17 protein-coding genes are annotated in these 16458 nt (G+C 59.3%); 8 read left to right on the top strand and 9 right to left on the bottom strand.

Annotation, left to right across the window (positions count from 1 at the left end):
• Window positions 1-14: 14 nt before the first annotated feature.
• Complete coding sequence (cynR, locus tag ACFPM8_RS02285; RefSeq protein ID WP_378994547.1) at window positions 15-908, bottom strand: transcriptional regulator CynR; 894 nt, start codon at window positions 906-908, stop codon at window positions 15-17.
• A gap of 111 nt (window positions 909-1019) precedes the next feature.
• Between cynR and ACFPM8_RS02280 the strand changes: the two genes are divergently transcribed.
• The 6 genes from ACFPM8_RS02280 to ACFPM8_RS02255 all read left to right on the top strand — a co-directional run bounded on the left by ACFPM8_RS02280 (window position 1020) and on the right by ACFPM8_RS02255 (window position 6383).
• A complete protein-coding gene (locus ACFPM8_RS02280) occupies window positions 1020-1682 on the top strand; it encodes a carbonic anhydrase (protein ID WP_378994545.1) in 663 nt (220 codons plus the stop codon).
• Between the two features lie 45 nt (window positions 1683-1727).
• Window positions 1728-2198: a cyanase gene (gene cynS / locus ACFPM8_RS02275; protein WP_378994543.1), complete on the top strand. Its 471-nt coding sequence runs from the start codon at window positions 1728-1730 to the stop codon at window positions 2196-2198.
• A gap of 438 nt (window positions 2199-2636) precedes the next feature.
• Entirely contained in the window at window positions 2637-2846 is a 210-nt protein-coding gene (locus ACFPM8_RS02270; protein ID WP_378994640.1) for a cold-shock protein, read from the top strand.
• A gap of 267 nt (window positions 2847-3113) precedes the next feature.
• Window positions 3114-4481 carry a methanethiol oxidase gene (mtoX, locus tag ACFPM8_RS02265; RefSeq protein WP_378994541.1) on the top strand — a complete coding sequence of 456 codons (1368 nt, stop codon included), beginning with the start codon at window positions 3114-3116 and terminating at the stop codon, window positions 4479-4481.
• A gap of 22 nt (window positions 4482-4503) precedes the next feature.
• Complete coding sequence (locus tag ACFPM8_RS02260) at window positions 4504-5187, top strand: SCO family protein (RefSeq protein WP_378994539.1); 684 nt, start codon at window positions 4504-4506, stop codon at window positions 5185-5187.
• Window positions 5184-6383 (top strand): cytochrome-c peroxidase, encoded by a 1200-nt coding sequence (locus tag ACFPM8_RS02255; RefSeq protein ID WP_378994537.1) that lies wholly within the window; start codon window positions 5184-5186, stop codon window positions 6381-6383. Before ACFPM8_RS02260 ends, ACFPM8_RS02255 begins: the two co-directional genes overlap by 4 nt.
• On the opposite strand, the gene ACFPM8_RS02250 is transcribed toward ACFPM8_RS02255, so the two are convergent.
• Together ACFPM8_RS02250 and ACFPM8_RS02245 are read right to left on the bottom strand one after the other, a co-directional pair.
• Window positions 6370-7815, bottom strand: coding sequence for a hypothetical protein (locus tag ACFPM8_RS02250; protein WP_378994535.1), 1446 nt, complete (start codon window positions 7813-7815; stop codon window positions 6370-6372). The two genes, ACFPM8_RS02255 and ACFPM8_RS02250, sit on opposite strands and share 14 nt — an antisense overlap.
• A complete protein-coding gene (locus tag ACFPM8_RS02245) occupies window positions 7812-8858 on the bottom strand; it encodes a GlxA family transcriptional regulator (protein ID WP_378994533.1) in 1047 nt (348 codons plus the stop codon). Before ACFPM8_RS02245 ends, ACFPM8_RS02250 begins: the two co-directional genes overlap by 4 nt.
• Before the next feature lie 99 nt (window positions 8859-8957).
• On the opposite strand from ACFPM8_RS02245, the gene ACFPM8_RS02240 reads away from it, so the two are divergent.
• Window positions 8958-9698: a DJ-1/PfpI family protein gene (locus ACFPM8_RS02240; protein ID WP_378994531.1), complete on the top strand. Its 741-nt coding sequence runs from the start codon at window positions 8958-8960 to the stop codon at window positions 9696-9698.
• 37 nt (window positions 9699-9735) lie between these two features.
• Here ACFPM8_RS02240 and ACFPM8_RS02235 read toward each other — a convergent pair whose 3' ends face one another.
• Complete coding sequence (locus tag ACFPM8_RS02235; RefSeq protein WP_378994529.1) at window positions 9736-10545, bottom strand: DJ-1/PfpI family protein; 810 nt, start codon at window positions 10543-10545, stop codon at window positions 9736-9738.
• 109 nt (window positions 10546-10654) lie between these two features.
• On the bottom strand, window positions 10655-10939 hold the full coding sequence (locus ACFPM8_RS02230) for a YciI family protein (protein WP_378994527.1): 285 nt from the start codon (window positions 10937-10939) through the stop codon (window positions 10655-10657).
• Window positions 10940-11215: 276 nt separating this feature from the next.
• Between ACFPM8_RS02230 and ACFPM8_RS02225 the strand changes: the two genes are divergently transcribed.
• Entirely contained in the window at window positions 11216-12121 is a 906-nt protein-coding gene (locus ACFPM8_RS02225; RefSeq protein WP_378994525.1) for a LysR substrate-binding domain-containing protein, read from the top strand.
• Between the two features lie 516 nt (window positions 12122-12637).
• Here ACFPM8_RS02225 and ACFPM8_RS02220 read toward each other — a convergent pair.
• The 4 genes from ACFPM8_RS02220 to ACFPM8_RS02205 form a co-directional block, all read right to left on the bottom strand.
• Window positions 12638-13270, bottom strand: a complete 633-nt coding sequence (locus ACFPM8_RS02220; RefSeq protein ID WP_378994522.1) for a LysE family translocator — start codon at window positions 13268-13270, stop codon at window positions 12638-12640.
• Between the two features lie 144 nt (window positions 13271-13414).
• The gene (locus ACFPM8_RS02215) at window positions 13415-14224 is read right to left on the bottom strand and encodes a MetQ/NlpA family ABC transporter substrate-binding protein (RefSeq protein ID WP_378994519.1); all 810 of its coding nucleotides are present in this window, start codon (window positions 14222-14224) and stop codon (window positions 13415-13417) included.
• A 28-nt stretch (window positions 14225-14252) separates the two neighbouring features.
• Window positions 14253-14912 carry a methionine ABC transporter permease gene (locus ACFPM8_RS02210; protein ID WP_378994517.1) on the bottom strand — a complete coding sequence of 220 codons (660 nt, stop codon included), beginning with the start codon at window positions 14910-14912 and terminating at the stop codon, window positions 14253-14255.
• The gene (locus tag ACFPM8_RS02205; RefSeq protein WP_378994514.1) at window positions 14912-15964 is read right to left on the bottom strand and encodes a methionine ABC transporter ATP-binding protein; all 1053 of its coding nucleotides are present in this window, start codon (window positions 15962-15964) and stop codon (window positions 14912-14914) included. The genes ACFPM8_RS02210 and ACFPM8_RS02205 overlap by 1 nt, the downstream gene beginning before the upstream one ends.
• Between the last annotated feature and the right edge of the window lie 494 nt (window positions 15965-16458).

Raw genomic sequence — 16458 nt, 5'->3', positions numbered from 1 at the left:
ACCCGCGCCTTATTTCAAGTCAGTGTTCCGTCCGTCATCATGCTTTCCACCAGCTCGGCGAAGGCGAGGGCGGCGGCGCTTTGGTAACTGCCTTTGCGACGCAGCAGCGCCACGGTGCGGTGCGGCAGAGCGGGCTTCAGGGCAATATTCCTGAGCGCGGCGTTCTCGCGCGTGATTGCATCGGGAAGTATCGTCGCCATGCTTCCGCGCCGGACAATCTCGACAATCGCATTGATGGTATTGGCTTCGATGACGATTTTTGGCGCGATTCCCTGCTTCTGCAAATACGCATCGACATAACTCCGCGTCGCAAAATCCGCGGTCAACAAGGCCAGCGGTTCCTGCTCCAGATCCTTGGGGGCGATCGCTGCCGCGCGCTGCGCAAACGGGTGATCGACGCCGACCACAACGCTGAGTTTTTCAACGAACAGCGGATGGCAATCTATCTCTGCCGAGCGCACCTTGCTGAAGGCGATGCCAAGGTCGACTTCATCTGCGGCCAATGCCGATTCGATGGTGTCCAGGGGCATTTCCTTGATCAGCAGGGAGATGCCGGGGTAGCTGGCGTTGAAGCGCGCGATCAGCGGTCCTACCAGGTAAGAAGTGAAGGTCGGCGTCGTCGCCAGACGGAGCGTGCCGCGCGTCAGGTCGCGCACATCATGGACCGCCCGTTCCCCCGCTTCAAACTCTCGTAATGCCCGGCGCGCATAGGCGATATAGGCCTCGCCGGCATCGGTCGCGCGCACCGTTCTGCCGCTCCGGTCCAGCAACTGCACCCCAAGTTCGTCTTCCAGCTGCCTGATCTGCTGCGACAGCGTCGGTTGCGACACGTAGAGCGCTTCGGCCGCGCGCGTGAAATTGCGGTGTTCCACGACAGCTAGTAGATAGCGTATGTGGCGTATGAGCATAATGATCAACTATAGGAAATAATTATGGATGTGATTGTATATCGGTCTTGGACCTAATAGATCAATCGCTTCATCATGGCGTCACTGCTTCATCACACAAGGAGAAACGCCATGAAGTCCATCGTCGAAGGTGTCTTGAAATTTCAGCGGGATGCTTTTCCCGGCATGTCCGGTCTTTTCAAGGAACTAGCCACCGCCCAGAGCCCAAGTGCGCTCTTCATCACCTGCTCGGACAGCCGGGTGGTACCTGAACTGCTGACCCAGCAAGATCCGGGCGATATCTTCGTGATTCGCAATGCCGGCAACATCGTCCCATCCTATAGTTCGGCGCCGGGCGGCGTCACCGCCACGGTCGAATACGCGGTCGCCGCGTTGGGCGTCACCGATATCGTGGTGTGCGGACACTCGGATTGCGGCGCCATGACGGCCATCGCCAGTTGCAAGTGCCTGGATCATATGCCCGCCGTTGCCGGCTGGTTGCGCCACGCGGACTCGGCAAAAATAGTCAACGAAGCGCGCACCCATATCTCGCCGGCGGCAAGGGTCAGTTCGATGGTGCGCGAAAACGTGATTGCCCAGCTGGTGAATATCAAGACCCATCCGTCGGTGGCGCTGGCGCTGGAGCAAGGCCGGCTCAAGCTGCACGGTTGGGTCTACGACATCGAAACAGGTTCCATTGTGGCGCTGGATGGCGAGACCAATAGCTTCGTTTCACTCGCCGAATTCCCACAAACAACTGCTACGCCGGCCAAGCGTAGCGCTTTGGCGGCTTGACCGTCGTCTTCTCTTATTACTTCACTCACTGAAAAGGAAAACATCATGCAACAATCCAATGCCTATCAAGATCCCCGCCTGGCACTCACCGCACGCGCCATCGCCGCCAAGGCGCTTAAAGATCTCTCCTGGCAGCAACTGTCCGCCGGCACCGGCCTCAGCGTCGCCTATGTCACCGCAGCGCTGTTAGGGCAGCACGCGCTGCCTAAGGACGTCGCCGAGATCGTTTGCGAACGCCTGGGGCTGGGTGCTGAAGATGCGGCGCAGCTGCAAGCCATCCCACTGCGCGGCAGCATCGCCGGCGGCATCCCGACCGATCCGACCATCTACCGCTTCTACGAAATGATCCAGATCTACGGCACCACGTTGAAGGCGCTGGTGCACGAACAGTTCGGCGACGGCATCATCAGCGCGATCAACTTCAAGCTGGACATTAAAAAAGTAGAAGACCCGGACGGCGGTTCGCGTGCGGTGATCACGCTGGATGGGAAATTCTTGCCGAACAAGCCGTTCTAAGGCTGTTCCACCCGCGAGGCTAACGTCATCCGCGGGGCCGTTATGCCAGGGCCATGACCGATAGCCATGGAGTCCTTTCGGACTTCCATTGCGTCGGCCGATGGCTTTTTTTTCGTTCAGTAGCCAAACGATCTGAGCGCCGCGTGCCCGTGAGACTGTCGCCTACCTGTCAGTTATGACATCTAGGACGGCATTGTCGAATCAGACAGAATCTATTCCAGTTCAATACGGGATTTCGAGATAAGACGTATATCGCCTGCGACATACATACAGTCTCTTGATCCTATAAATTGACGTGTCAGCAATAACTGGCACCTGGTAAATATGCCGTTCGATATTTATCAACTTGGAAAAGAGCAAACCGCGCTGGAGACAGCGGCAGGCGAAGCATCTTATTTTTACACGTCATGGATTTTCTATTACTTGAAAGACGCTGATATGGCACACGGTACTGTTAAGTGGTTCAACGACTCCAAAGGTTTCGGTTTCATCACTCCGGATGAAGGGGGGGAAGACTTGTTCGCACATTTTTCCGCCATCAATATGAATGGCTTCAAGACTCTCAAAGAAGGTCAAAAAGTCAGCTTTGAAATCACCCAAGGCCCCAAAGGAAAGCAAGCTTCCAACATTCAAGCCGCATCCAATTGATGATGGAATAGGGCTGTGTATCCGTTTGGCTAACACGGCTCTTATTTTTCCGGCCAGTGCGCAGCCCTGAAAAGTTGGCGAGCGCTCTGAATCGGCGCGATTGACCGATATGGCTGATGCTGTCAGGGTGATGCGCTCATCGGGTCGACCGGTATCCGCAATCCCGTTTAACTCTTTGCCGCGGCGAATCGCTGCGCCAATATTCCCCCGCAACTTCGCTGACCCGATGAAACTCAACGGTGACAGCCAAGGCGGGTTTTTGCGTTCATGTTTGAAGCACGCGAAGCGCCGCTTCACGAAAAAGAAAGGCTGACCATGGTTAACCGGTCGTTCAAGAACAACACACTAGTCGTAGCGCTAAGCGCAGTGCTGGGTCCGCTGGCAGTCCTTTTCTACGGCATGCTCGCCAGTCCGCCGGCGCTGGCCGATGAGACCTGCAATTCACCTTATATTTCCAACCTGATCAAAGGCCAGGAAGAGTTCGCGTATGTCTGGACGCTTGGGGTGCAGGGCATGGGGGATGGCTCCGACAAGCTGGTGACGGTGGATGTCAATCCGGCCTCGAAGAAATACGGCAAAGTGCTGACCAGCCTGTCGGTAGGTTCACGCGGCGAGGCGCATCACATCGGCTTTACCGACGACCGGCGCTTCGTGTGGGCCGGCGGCCTGGACGACAACAAGATTTATGTATTCGATATTTATACCGATCCAGCCAAGCCCAAGCTGGTCAAAACCATCAGCGATTTTGCCGCCAAATCCGGCTTCGTCGGGCCCCACACTTTTTATGCAATGCCCGGCCGCATGCTGGTCGGCGGCCTGTCCAACAACAAGGATCACGGCGGCGTCACCGGCATGGCGCTGTATAACAACAAGGGCGATTTCGTCAGCAAGTACGACATGCCGACCGCCAAGGGCGGCGACGGCTACGGCTACGACATCGGCATCAACCCGGGCAAGAACGCGCTGCTCACCTCCAGCTTTACCGGCTGGAACAACTACATGATGGACATGGGCAAGCTGCTGAAGGACCCGGCAGCCATGAAAAACTTCGGCGGCTCCCTGGTCATGTGGAACCTGAAATCCATGCAGCCGGAAAAAGTGATGAGCGTGCCAGGCGCACCGCTAGAGGTCCGCTGGTCGTTGAAGGACGGCGAAGACTGGGCCATCACCGCCACCGCGTTGACTTCCAAACTGTGGCTGGTGAAAAAAGATGCCAAGGGCGGATGGCAAGCCAAGGATGTGGCCAACATCGGCGACCCGGCCAAGATCCCGCTGCCGGTCGACATCTCGATCACTGCCGACGGCAAGGGCTTGTGGGTCAACACCTTCATGGACGGCACCACGCATTACTTCGATCTCAGCAATCCGGAAGCGCCGAAAGAAACCTATTCCAAGCACACCGGCTCGCAAGTGAACATGGTGTCGCAAAGCTGGGACGGCAAGCGCGTCTATATCAGCAGCTCCTTGCTCGCCAATTGGGACAAGAAGGGCGCCGACGACGAACAGTTCCTGAAACTCTTCAGCTGGGACGGCAAGGAATTGAAGGAGCAATGGAAGATCGATTTCTACAAACTCAAACTGGGCCGCGCACACCACATCAAATTCGGTTCCAGCTCGTTGCGGAGTGCGTATTAGCCTATCAAGCAAGCCGCGCAACATGGCCGGCGCGTTGGCGACTGCTTTGTTACTGAGCGCCGCTAGCCTGTTCTCCGCCACGTCTGCCCATAGCCATGAGCAGGCGGGGCGGATGGATTTTGTGCCGCCTGCGGCCGGCACTTACCGCTTGCAGCGCATCATGACGACGCCGGAAGGCGTGGTGCTCGACAGCGACGGCAGCCAGCACAAGCTGTCCAGCTTCACCACCGGCAAGGTCACGCTGTTCTCCTTCATCTACACCTATTGCACCGACCCCAAAGGCTGTCCGCTGGCCTATGCAACCTTGCACCAGCTGAAGCAATCGATCGAAGCCAATCCCAAGATGCGCGACCAGGTCCGCTTTGTCAGCATGAGCTTCGATCCGCAATACGACACGCCGCAGGCGATGCGCAGCTACGGCGGCAAGGATGCGCGCGATACCCAGGGTTTGCCGTGGCATTTTCTGACCACCCGCTCGCGCCAGGATTTGCGGCCGCTGCTGGATGGGTTTGGGCAAGACGTGTCGCTCGCGGCCAACCAGCCGGCCGGGCAGAGGGTGCCGCTGCTGAGCCATATGCTGAAGGTGTTCCTGATCGACGCCAGCGGCCAGGTGCGGGAGATCTACAGCACATCATTCCTGCTGCACAGCGTATTGCTGAACGACGTCAAGACGCTGCTGATGGAGCAGGGCGTCAAGTTCAAATGAGCTATCGGATCGCCGCCGCCTGCCTGCTGGCAAGCGTCCTCGCTGCCTGCCAGCGCCCGGATGCCGGCCATCCGGCGCGGCTTGACACATCAGCGAACGCGGCGGCGATGACGCCAAACGCGCCGCTCGGGCTGCCGCCGCTTCCTGCGGCTGACGGCGACCCGGCGACGCCGGCCAGGATCGCCCTCGGCCGCAAGCTGTTCATGGATCGCCGGCTGTCGCACAACAACACCATGTCCTGCGCCATGTGTCACATCCCCGAGCAAGGCTTTACCTCCAATGTGCTGGCGACCCCGATCGGCGTCGAGGGGCGCAGCCTGCGCCGCAATGCGCCCACCATTTTCAATGTCGCTTATGTTCGAGAGCTATTCCATGACGGCCGCGAATCCAGTCTGGAAAACCAGGTCTGGGGACCGCTGCTGGCAGCCAATGAAATGGCCAATCCGTCGACCCAGCATGTGACTGAAAAAATCAAGATCATGGCCGATTATCGGCACCTGTTCGAAGCCGCTTTCGACGGCCGCGGGCCGACGGTGGAAACCATAGGCGCTGCGTTGGCCAGTTATGAACGCACCCTGGTGTCGGGCAATTCGCGCTTTGATCGCTGGTACTTCGACCGCCAGAAAAACGCCATGAGCAGCGCGGAACAGGCTGGCTTCAAGGTTTTTTCAGGCAAGGCCAACTGCATCGCCTGCCACAGCGTCGGCGAAAAATCGGCGTTGTTTGCCGATGGCCGCTTTCACAATACCGGCATTGGCAGCAGGGGAGGCAGCGCGCAGAAGCATAGCGTCCAGCTGGCGCCGGGATTGGTGGTGCAAGTGGACGATCAACTTTTGCAGAGCGTGTCCGAACCGGCGCAAACAGATTTGGGCCGCTACGAAGTCACGCACAATAGCGCCGAGCGCTGGTCCTATCGCACCCCGAGCTTGCGCAACATCGCGCTCACCGGGCCGTACATGCACGACGGCTCGCTGGCCACGCTGGAAGACGTGATGGCGTTTTACCAGCGCGGCGGCATCGACAACCCGCATAAGGATCCCTTGATCAAGCCGCTGCATTTGAGCGCAGCAGAACGGCGCAACCTGATCGCCTTTCTCCATGCGCTGACCGGCGACAATGTCGAGCAGTTGAAAAATGCAGCGCGGGCCGAACCGCTCGACAAGGAAATCCCGCAGTCGAATTTTAATCAACAGTAACCACAACCACACTCATCCACGGCACAGCCACTTGCAATTGACCTGCGCTGAATGAGCGATCGGTGGCGATCCGGCGCGGCGGCTGAAATTGCGGCCCGCTCGCAAACGCGCCAGGGTCCATCCCGCGCGCGTACTGCCACACCGAATAAGTGCCGCTGTCCTTGCCGACCAGGGCTACCGTAGCGGTCTGGTCGGTGCTGGTCGATTTATTGATCAGGATGATTTTCTTCGCATGGTCGGTGGCGTACACCTCGACCTCCGGCAACGAGGTGCTGGCCGCCACCATCGTGCTGCCGAAGCGACGCATCCACGCGCCGCCGGTCCAGGCGGACAGCCCCCAGTAAGCAGGCAAGCGCACAAACTGGCCGGGTGGCTGGCCGTTATTGCCGGTGCCGTCGCTGATCAAGCCCAGCGGACCGTTATTGTCCGAATACTGATAAGCGCGTCCGCCCTGTTGCAGCATATGCCCCACCACCGAGGCGGTATGCACCAGGTTGCGCGAGGTGTAGAAGGCGTCGTTCCAGTCGCTATAGGACGAGTTGTAGTTGAATTCGCCGAGCTGGATGCCGATGTCGGCGCTGCGGCTGCCGAAGTAATTGCCGATCTCGGTGCGCAGCCAATTGACCGCATCGCTGTACTCATACGTGCGGTTCAGATTGTCGAGATGCTGGCCGTCGCCATATTTGTGGAAATCGACAATATCCGCATCGGCGTTCGCATTGGCGAAGAAGGTGCGGAAGTCGCCGAATTTGTAATCGGCCCAGGTGACCAGCGACGGTCCGGCAATGGTCAGGCGGCGCGTGGTCGCGCTGCGCATGGCGCTGACATTGGCATGGAATCCGGAACTGCCGTTGCCGCCGTACAGGTAATTGTTCAAGCCGAAGCCGTTGTCCGGCTCGTTGCCGACGATGTAGTAGTCTACCGGACCGCCATGCTGGCCGGCGCCATCGTTGAAATAGTGCACCAGCCTGGCCGCATCGGCGGCCTGGATATCGTTGTCGTTGGTGGAACCGCCGACGGCGATCATCGGCGTGCCTTTGATGGATTTGATGGCGGCGATATACGCCGCGCCCTCGTCGCCGCCATGCACGCCGCCGGCGGACGAACCCACTTGTCCGTCGTGGTAATAGAGCGGGATGCGCCATACCATAGGCCCGAGATCCTGCAAATATTGCCGCCATAGCGAGCGCTGTGGACCCTTGATCAGATTGCTGCCGCTGCCGGCGTAGGTGGAGATGGCCGAGCCGACCGAGAGCGCCGATGTGGCGTGGGTCGGCGCAGTGAAATCAACCCGCACATTGCCTGCTGCCGGCTTCAATGGCGCGCTGGCGAGCGGCTCCGGAGTCGCAGCGTAGCCGCCACCGCAAACGGTCGCAATGCTGGTCAACGCAATGGCGAAAATGCTGCCGGTCTTCCATCCAGTACTCCTCATTTTTTTCCCTTTTTAGTGTGAAACCGCTCTCTATATTCTCCCGGCGTGATACCGAGTTCCCTTTGCAGCGCCCGGCGCATCAATTGCGTCTCGCCGTAACCGCATGCCGCTGCGATCCGCTCCATGCTCCATGCATTTTCTTCCAGCATCTGACGCGCCCGTTCCAGGCGCAGGCTTTGGACATAGCGGGCGGGAGTAATCCCTGTTTCTTGCTTGAACACGCGGGCAAAGTGACGCGGGCTCATCGCGACCTGATCCGCCAGGCGCTCTACGGAAAGGTCTTTCGACAGGTTTTCCAGCATCCAGACTTGCAATTGGCGCAAGGGCCGGGAGCCGGGCCGGCGGCTGGTCATGGTCACGCTGAATTGCGCTTGCCCGCCGGGCCGATGCAAAAAAACCACCATGCCGCGCGCGACCTCCAATGCAGTAGCCGCGCCCAGATCGTCTTCAATCAGCGCCAGCGCCAGATCGATGCCGGCGGTCACGCCGGCCGAGGTATACACATTGCCGTCGCGAACCCAAATCGAGTCCGGTTCCAGCTTCACCTCAGGAAAGCGCGTTGCCAGCGACGCCGCCAGCGCCCAGTGCGTGGTGGCGCGACGCCGATCCAGCAAGCCGGCCTCGGCCAGCAGGAACGCGCCGGTGCAGACCGACACAATGCGTCTCGTGTGCTGCGTCATATCTCGCAACCAGCTCAGCAAGCCCGGCTCATGCGCGGTGCCGGTCTCGCGGCCGCTGATCACCACCAGGGTATCCACCGCGCCCGACACCTGGGAATAACTTTGGCCGGTCAGCAAGCCAATGCCTGATTGGCCCGCCACGTTCAGAGCGGCCGTGCCCGCCACGATGTCGACCCGATACGGCGGCGTAGGCTGACTGGCGTGGCCGGCGCAGCGATTGGCCCCGAGAAAGGCCGAAACCGGGCCGAACAGGTCGATTTCCTCGATCGGCGGCACGGCGACAAACATGATGCGACGAACGTGATGCACCGGATTGCGGGCATGGGATGGCGGCGGCAGGCTGTTGTTTTTCTTGATAGTCATGGGCGGATATTTTGGCAGAAAAAGCCCTAACAAGGTCAAATCAGACATAGCGAGCTTCAATACAGTGGCGAGCACGTCCTTTAAATAGAAAGCCACCTCATGAACCAATCCATCAATCAATCCACCGCTGCCGCACCACTGGAGATCGGCATGCTGATCTATCCCGGCATGACCGCACTCGACATGGTGGCGCCGCAACTGGTGTTCGCCAATTTGATGGACGTCCGCGTGCATCTGCTGTGGAAAACGCTGGCCCCGGTCGCCAGCGACAGCGGCATGGCGATCTTGCCGACTTGCACGCTGGACGACTGCCCGCGGGATCTCGACCTCTTGTTCGTCGGCGGCAGCAAGGCCGATACCTGGCCTTTATTGGCTGATGCGGAAGTAATCGATTTTCTGGCGGATCGCGGCACGCGCGCCAAATGGGTCACCAGCGTCTGTACCGGCTCCCTGCTGCTGGGAGCCGCGGGACTGCTGGACGGCTATCGCGCAACCTCGCACTGGGCCGTGCGCCACTTGCTGGCAATGACCGGAGCAATCCCGACCGATGACCGGGTTGTGACCGATCGCAACCGCATTACCGGCGGCGGCGTCACGGCCGGCATGGATTTCGGCCTGACCATCGCCGCCATGTTGCGCGGCGAGCACTATGCCAAGACGCTGCAAATGCTGTTCGAGTACGACCCGCAACCGCCATTCCAAACCGGAGCTCCGCACAGCGCCGAAGCCGAAGTGCTGCAGACCGCGACCCAGATATATGCAGCGGAAATCGAACGCGCCGAAGCGTCGGTGCGGGCGCTGCAGCGGCATCTGGTTGAACGTGAAGAGGCGGTCAAATAGCGTGTATCGGATGGCCGCTATATGCCGCCTTCAACGCTTAGGAAAAGTTGCCGGCCGCCCGTTTGGCGATCGCCATGCGCCGCTCGGTCAGGTCGGTCGTCGCGCTCCGCACACGCGCCAGGATCGGCGCCGGAGCATTCTGCGGCGAGCCGGAATTGAACGGCGGCTGCGGGTCATATTCGAGACCGAGCTGAATCGTTTGCGCCAGCTCCTTGCCCCATAGCAGGCCGACTACAGTCAGCCCAAAGTCGATGCCGGCGGTAACGCCGCCGCCGGTGATCCGATTGCGGTCGATCACCACCCGTTGCCGGACCGGCGTAGCGCCCAGCAACGGCAGCACATCCATTGCCGTCCAATGCGTGGCTGCGCGGTATCCGCGCAACAGCCCGGCCGCACCCAGCACCAGCGCGCCGGTGCATACCGAGCTGACCCATTGCGCGCGCCGCGCGCGCGATCGCAAAAATTCCAGCACCTCGCCGTCCTCCATCAAGGCATTCACCCCCGGGCCGCCGCCGACAAACAGCATGTCCAGCTCGGGCGCGTCCTTCAACGTCATGCTCGGCAGGATCGTACCGCCGACATCGGTGCGGACCGGCGCATCGCTCTTGGCCAGCACATGCACCGTCGCGCCAGGCACCCGGGCCAGCACTTCAAACGGACCCGCGAAATCCAGATTGGTCATGCCGGGAAAAATCAGCATGCCGATATGGAACGGCGCATCGGCCTTGAGCGGCTGCTGGGCGGGCAGGCTGCCGGCTTCGGCATTGCCGGCCCGCGCGCTGTTAGCCAGCTCCAGGGGCAGCGCCGTGAGTCCAAGTGCGCGAGTGAAATTCCTTCTATTCATCATGTCTGCCTTTCGTTTTTGGTGGTTTGCAACGCAAGTGTAGATTTCAACGTCAACTTGGGCCATGACAAATTCGCGGCATATTCTGCCACCGGGTTGCCGGCACAGCTCGTCAGACCAGGTCTCGGAATTCGGGCCGATGTTTGACCGGAGAGAATTCGACGATCTCGTATTCCGCGATGCGCTGCTGCTGGAACGGGTCTTGTTCGAAGATCTGCTTCAAGCGCTCCGCGCCAACGTCTTTGACCATGATCACGCCGCCCGTGCGCGGCACCTTGGGACCGGACAGCAGGAAATCGCCGGAGGCATAGTGCCGGTCGAGAAAGGCGCGGTGCGCGTCGCGCCAGCGGTCGACTATCTCGAGTGGTTGGATGTAGTGCAGCATAACCAGATACATGATTGCTCCTTATGGGCACCTCTAAAAACCTACTGCAGGGTTTGACCAGCCCGGCAATCTCGGAGCTGCAGGGTTGGCAAGATCGTCACCGTACCTCCGTACGGCTGCAGGTGTTGCAACTTCATCGCTCCGACCTTGTGTCGCTCGCTACGGTTTTTAGAGGTGCCCTTATCTAAAGTGGTGGATGACGACGAATGCGGTGCGTTGACCTTGGGCAATCATATGGCTTACGATGCGTGCCGTCCAAGACACTCTTTGAAGGACTTAAGACGCAACATGTCTCAACTATTGGATCTGCGCTTGCTGCGCTATTTCATTGCCGTGGCGGAGGAGGGCAATGTCGGCCGCGCCGCACAGCGCCTGTGTATTTCGCAGTCGCCGCTGAGCCGGCAAATCAAGGAGCTGGAACAACGCCTGGGTCTGGTGTTGTTCGAGCGGGTGCGCCAGCGCCTGTTGCTTACCGCGACCGGCCATGCCTTCCTGGAAGAGGCGCGCGGCATGCTGGCGCACGCTGCGCAGGTAGAACAGCGTGCCAGGCGCTGGGCGCAGGCGGATGAGGGCAGTTTGATGATCGGCTTCGTCGAAGCTGCCATTTTCAGCGATTTTCTGTCGCGCTCGCTACAGCGGCTACGGGCCGATTATCCCGCCGTCCAGGTCGAGTTGCGCGCCATGCGATCGGCCCCGCAGTGTGAAGCGATCCGACGGCGCGAGCTTGACCTCGGCCTGGTCTACAATCCGCCGCCCGTTGACGATGCCGAGTTGACGTCGAATCCGATAGTGACTGAGCGCCTGTTGTTGGCGCTGCCGGCAGGGCATCCGCTGCAGCAATGCCGCACGATCCGGCCGCAGGATCTGGATCGGGCCGCATGGATTGCGCTGCCGCGCCGGCAAAACGTCGCGGCGCGCGAGCGGTTTCTGGCCAGTTGCCGGCAAGCCGGGTTCGAGCCCGATATTCGGCATGAAGCGGCCGAGGTGTTGACTGTGCTGGGCCTGGTCAGCGCAGGGATGGGGCTGGCCTTGGTGCAGGAGGGCGTGGCTTCGATGACGCAATTTCCGCGCGTGGTGTTTCGGCCGCTGGACTGGTTTCCGGCATCGGTTGCTGTGCATTTGGTCTACCGTCGGGGTAGTAGCGAGTTGTTGTTGAAGCGGTTTCTGGATGTGATCGAGATGGTGGCGGGCTGAGTGTCGCGCACCGGGGTCAGAATGCAGCGACGGCATAGTTAAATGGGGTCAGAGTTTTTTTTCGTCGGCTGTTTGACGAAAATTACTCTGACCCCTTTTGACGGGCCACGGAGTATGGGCGGTTGCATTCGGTCGGTCTTTGGTAGCTAACACGGTCGCTACTCCGTTGATACTAGTCGGGGGTAGCCCGACAGCTAGTTACTTTTCTTGCTTCGCCAAGAAAAGTAACCAAAAGAAGGCGACCGCAAGCCACTGCCCTCCCGTTGGTCGGGTCCCCAAATGGGTCAACTATTAGCCGGGTGTGAAGACAAACTCGCCTGCGGCTCAAACATGTTTTCCCACAATTCCCGGCTAACAGTCGTCCCATTTGGCAGCGTCTCAATGCGGAATTCAACGTCAACGGCCACGTCAAAAACAACGTCAGCCCCAACCCCTCGGCGCTCCGTGGTTCGTGTGCGGGGATGCATTAATTCGGCGCGCTGCGCTGCCTCATCTAGGGCGAGTTCAACCGAAGCGTCATGCCAACAATTCTCGAACGGAATAAACCAATCCGATCATTGCTACCAGCAAAAGACAGAGACTAGACAGCAGGATGATCAGCGTCTTGTAACGTTTGATTTTTTTCTGGCTCATCAAGAACACGTAGAACGATAAGATCGCGAGGTCCAAAGCGATCCATACCACCGTGAGTATGCTCAAGCTGAGATGCCTGTTGGGCGAGATGGAAATGAATTGAGGGAAGAAGGAGGCGAAAAATATGATGTCCTTCGGATTCGATATCCCGACCATGAATCCCTTCTGAAACCCGGCGTCTTTGCTGCGTTGTTCGCCACCCACCGGTTCAATACCGACGCTTCGGGTGCGATACACATGCCACAGGCCATCCAACGCAATGTAAATAAGATAGAGGCAGCCTAGCGCTTTGAGGACGGTCAGCAAAAACGCATTTATCGCAAATACCTGATTGATTACCAGGGCCGTGATGGCGATCAATACCAGCGAAGCGGCGTTGGTTCCAAGGATGGTTTTCAAGCCATGGACAGGTCCCTGTTGCAGGCTGGCGTTCATCACCAGCATCACCACCGGACCAGGTGTGGAAATCAGTGCTACTACCGAGAATACATACAGAAGCAAGACGGGATAATCCATGAGAGACTCCGAGAAGGGACGGAAATCAAACGAATGCAAATGCCTGCACTCCGTAGCCCGTAAAAAAGGGCCAGAGTTTTTCGCAACTGCATCGCGAAAAACTCTGGCCCCCTTTAACTGCGTACTGCGATGTTTCGCGCTCGATTAAAACGCCGGCACCACCGCACCTTTGTATTTTTCTTCAATGAATTTCTTCACTTCCGGCGAGTTCAGCGCTGCTGCCAGTTTCTTGACCGCTACGCTGTCCTTGTTGTCGGCGCGCGCCACCAGCAGGTTGGCGTAAGGCGAATTGGCATCTTCGATGAACAGCGAATCCTTGACCGGATTGAGCTTGGCTTCGATCGCGTAGTTGGTGTTGATCAGGGCCAGATCGACTTGGTTCAGCACTCTTGGCAGGGTCGCAGCTTCCAGTTCCTTGAATTTCAGGTGCTTGGGATTGTCGATGATGTCTTTTTGTGTCGCCGAGATATTGCTCGGGTCTTTCAGCTTCAGCAAACCTTGACGCGCCAGCAGCAGCAAGGAGCGGCCCGAGTTGGACGGGTCGTTCGGGATCGCGATGGTGGCGCCGTCGGGTAGGTCGGCCAGTTTCTTGTATTTGCTGGAGTAGCCGGCAAACGGTTCGACGTGGACCTTGGTGACCACTACTTCGGCGTCGTTCTTATGGCTCTTCTTGAATTCGTTCAGGTAGGGCTGATGCAGGAAGAAATTGCCGTCGACGCGCTTCTCGTTGGTTTGCACCGCCGGCTGCACGTAGTCGGTGAAGACCTTGACTTGCAGATCGACGTTTTGCTTGGCCAGGATCGGTTTGACGAACTCCAGGATTTCAGCGTGCGGCACCGGGGTTGCCGCGATCACCAGCTTGTCGGCCGCATGCGCCGCAGTGCCGGCCAGCAGGCCGAAAGTCGAGAACGCCGCAGCGGCCAATCCCAGCGATAGCGAAAATTTGCGTGACATATAAACTCCCTTTTTGGATTTGAAAAGATTACTTGCGAGTGAAAAACTGCACCAGCCGATCGCCGGAGAACTGCAACAGCTGCACCAGCACCACCAGCACCGCGACGGTAGCGACCATCACCTCGGTCTGAAAACGCTGGTAGCCGAAACGGATCGCCAGGTCGCCCAGGCCGCCGCCGCCGATCACGCCCGACATCGCCGCATACGACATCAGCGCAATCGCGGTGACGGTGGTGGCGGCGATCAGGCCGGGCAGGGCTTCCGGCAGCAGCGCGCCAAAAATGATCTGGCGCTTGTTGGCGCCCATCGCCTGACAGGCCTCGATCACGCCGCGGTCGATTTCGCGCAGCACGTTTTCCACCAGGCGGGCGAAGAACGGCGCGGTGCCCAGCACCAGCGGCGGGATCGCGCCCATCACCCCGAGCGAAGTGCCGACCATCAGCACCGTGAACGGAATCATCACGATCAACAAGATCAGGAAGGGCACCGAGCGCAGCACGTTGACCGCCAGCGCCAGCGCCGTGTAGATGCCGCGCTGTTCCAGCAGCTGGCGCTTGCCGGTGATGAACAGCAGGATGCCGAGCGGCAGCCCAAGCAGCACCGTGAACAACAATGAAAAGCCGGTCATGGCCAGCGTTTCCCAGGTGGCCTGCCAGATGTCGGCCCAGTCGATAAGCGAAAAATCCATTATGCCAATACCTCGTGCCGGATGTTGTGTTGATCGAGCGTGCTGAACACCTGCGCGATGTGCTCCGGTTCGCCGCGCAATTCCACCAGCAGCTGGCCGTACGGCGTGTCCTTGATGCGGGCGATGGTGCCTTGCAGGATGGTGATCAACGCCGGCGTGGCGGCGGCGATGCTGCTCAGGATAGGTTGATAGGTGATGTCGCCGACATAAGTCAGGCGCACCAATTGCCCGCGCAACTGTTCGATGCCGGGCACCGACGCCGCCGATTGCAGCAACGCGGCCTCGGCCGAGAACGGTGTGCTTTCGGCCACCATGCTTTGCGTGACCGCGTGCTGCGGATGCAAAAACACTTCGGCCACGTCGCCCGATTCGACAATGCGGCCGGCCTCGATCACTGCCACCCGGTCGCAAATGGTGCGGATCACTTGCATCTCATGCGTGATCAGCACGATGGTCAGGCCCAGCTTGCGGTTGATGTCCAGCAGCAGCCGCAAAATCGACTGCGTGGTTTCCGGATCGAGCGCCGAAGTTGCCTCGTCGCACAGCAGCAGATGCGGCGTGTTGGCCAGTGCGCGGGCGATGCCGACCCGCTGCTTTTGACCGCCGGACAGCTGCGATGGATATTTGTCGCGCTGCGCGCTGAGGCCGACCAGCTCCAGCAATTCGGCGACGCGCGCGTTGCGTTCTTGCTGCGTGTATTTGCCGGTGATCTTCAGCGGCCAGTCGATATTGGCCGCAACCGTTTTGGCGTTGAGCAGATTGAAGTGCTGGAAAATCATCCCGATCCGCTGCCGCAGCTTGTGCAGGCCGGTATTGTCGAGTGCCGTAATGTCCTGGTCCTCGACCAACACCCGGCCGCTGGACGGGCGCTCCAGCATGTTGAGAGTGCGAATCAGCGTGCTCTTGCCGGCGCCGGAGCGGCCGATAATGCCGAAAATTTCACCCTTTTGAATGTGTAGATTGATGTCCGACAATGCGGCGACGGGCGGCCCGGCGGTCTTGGCATTGCGTTCCAGCGGATAGGTTTTATGCAGTTGCTCGATGCGAATCACGGGTGCTTGTTTGATAGTAATAAATTGAGCAGCTGATTTTAGCAGGGCAACTATATGCGCCAAAGTCATAAATCGTTATTTGCATATGCCGATTGTGGTGTTTTGACCGAGAGAAGGCTGTTTGACGCGGATTTGATATACGGAATGCGTATTGGAACGGGCGGTTGAGGCAGCTTGGAGACTGCATGGATTGTCATCGCATCCAATAGCGTTTATAGTCGGCCGGTCCCTGAAACAGAAGGGACCTTGTCTAGCGACTTGAGATACCCCAAACGCACAGACCGCGCCATGCGGCTGCGTGCGTGCACCATTGCGCGTCCACTATGGACGGCAGTGGTGGGGAGCCTTCGGGCTGCCGGTGTGCTTTGGGGTACCGGTTCGCTAGTCCTACCACCTGCCGTCGTGTGTCAAGAACGCAAAAGCCGAAGTATCGGCCGCTGCGATGCTTTATTGAAGATGAGGGTCGGCCCCTCGTGATCGGCGTGCAGGCGCAG

This window comes from Paraherbaspirillum soli (assembly GCF_042654985.1).
Taxonomy (GTDB): Bacteria; Pseudomonadota; Gammaproteobacteria; order Burkholderiales; family Burkholderiaceae_D; genus Paraherbaspirillum; species Paraherbaspirillum soli.
The sequence above is the reverse complement of the archived record's forward strand: the minus strand, read 5'-3'. Positions and strand labels throughout refer to the sequence as shown.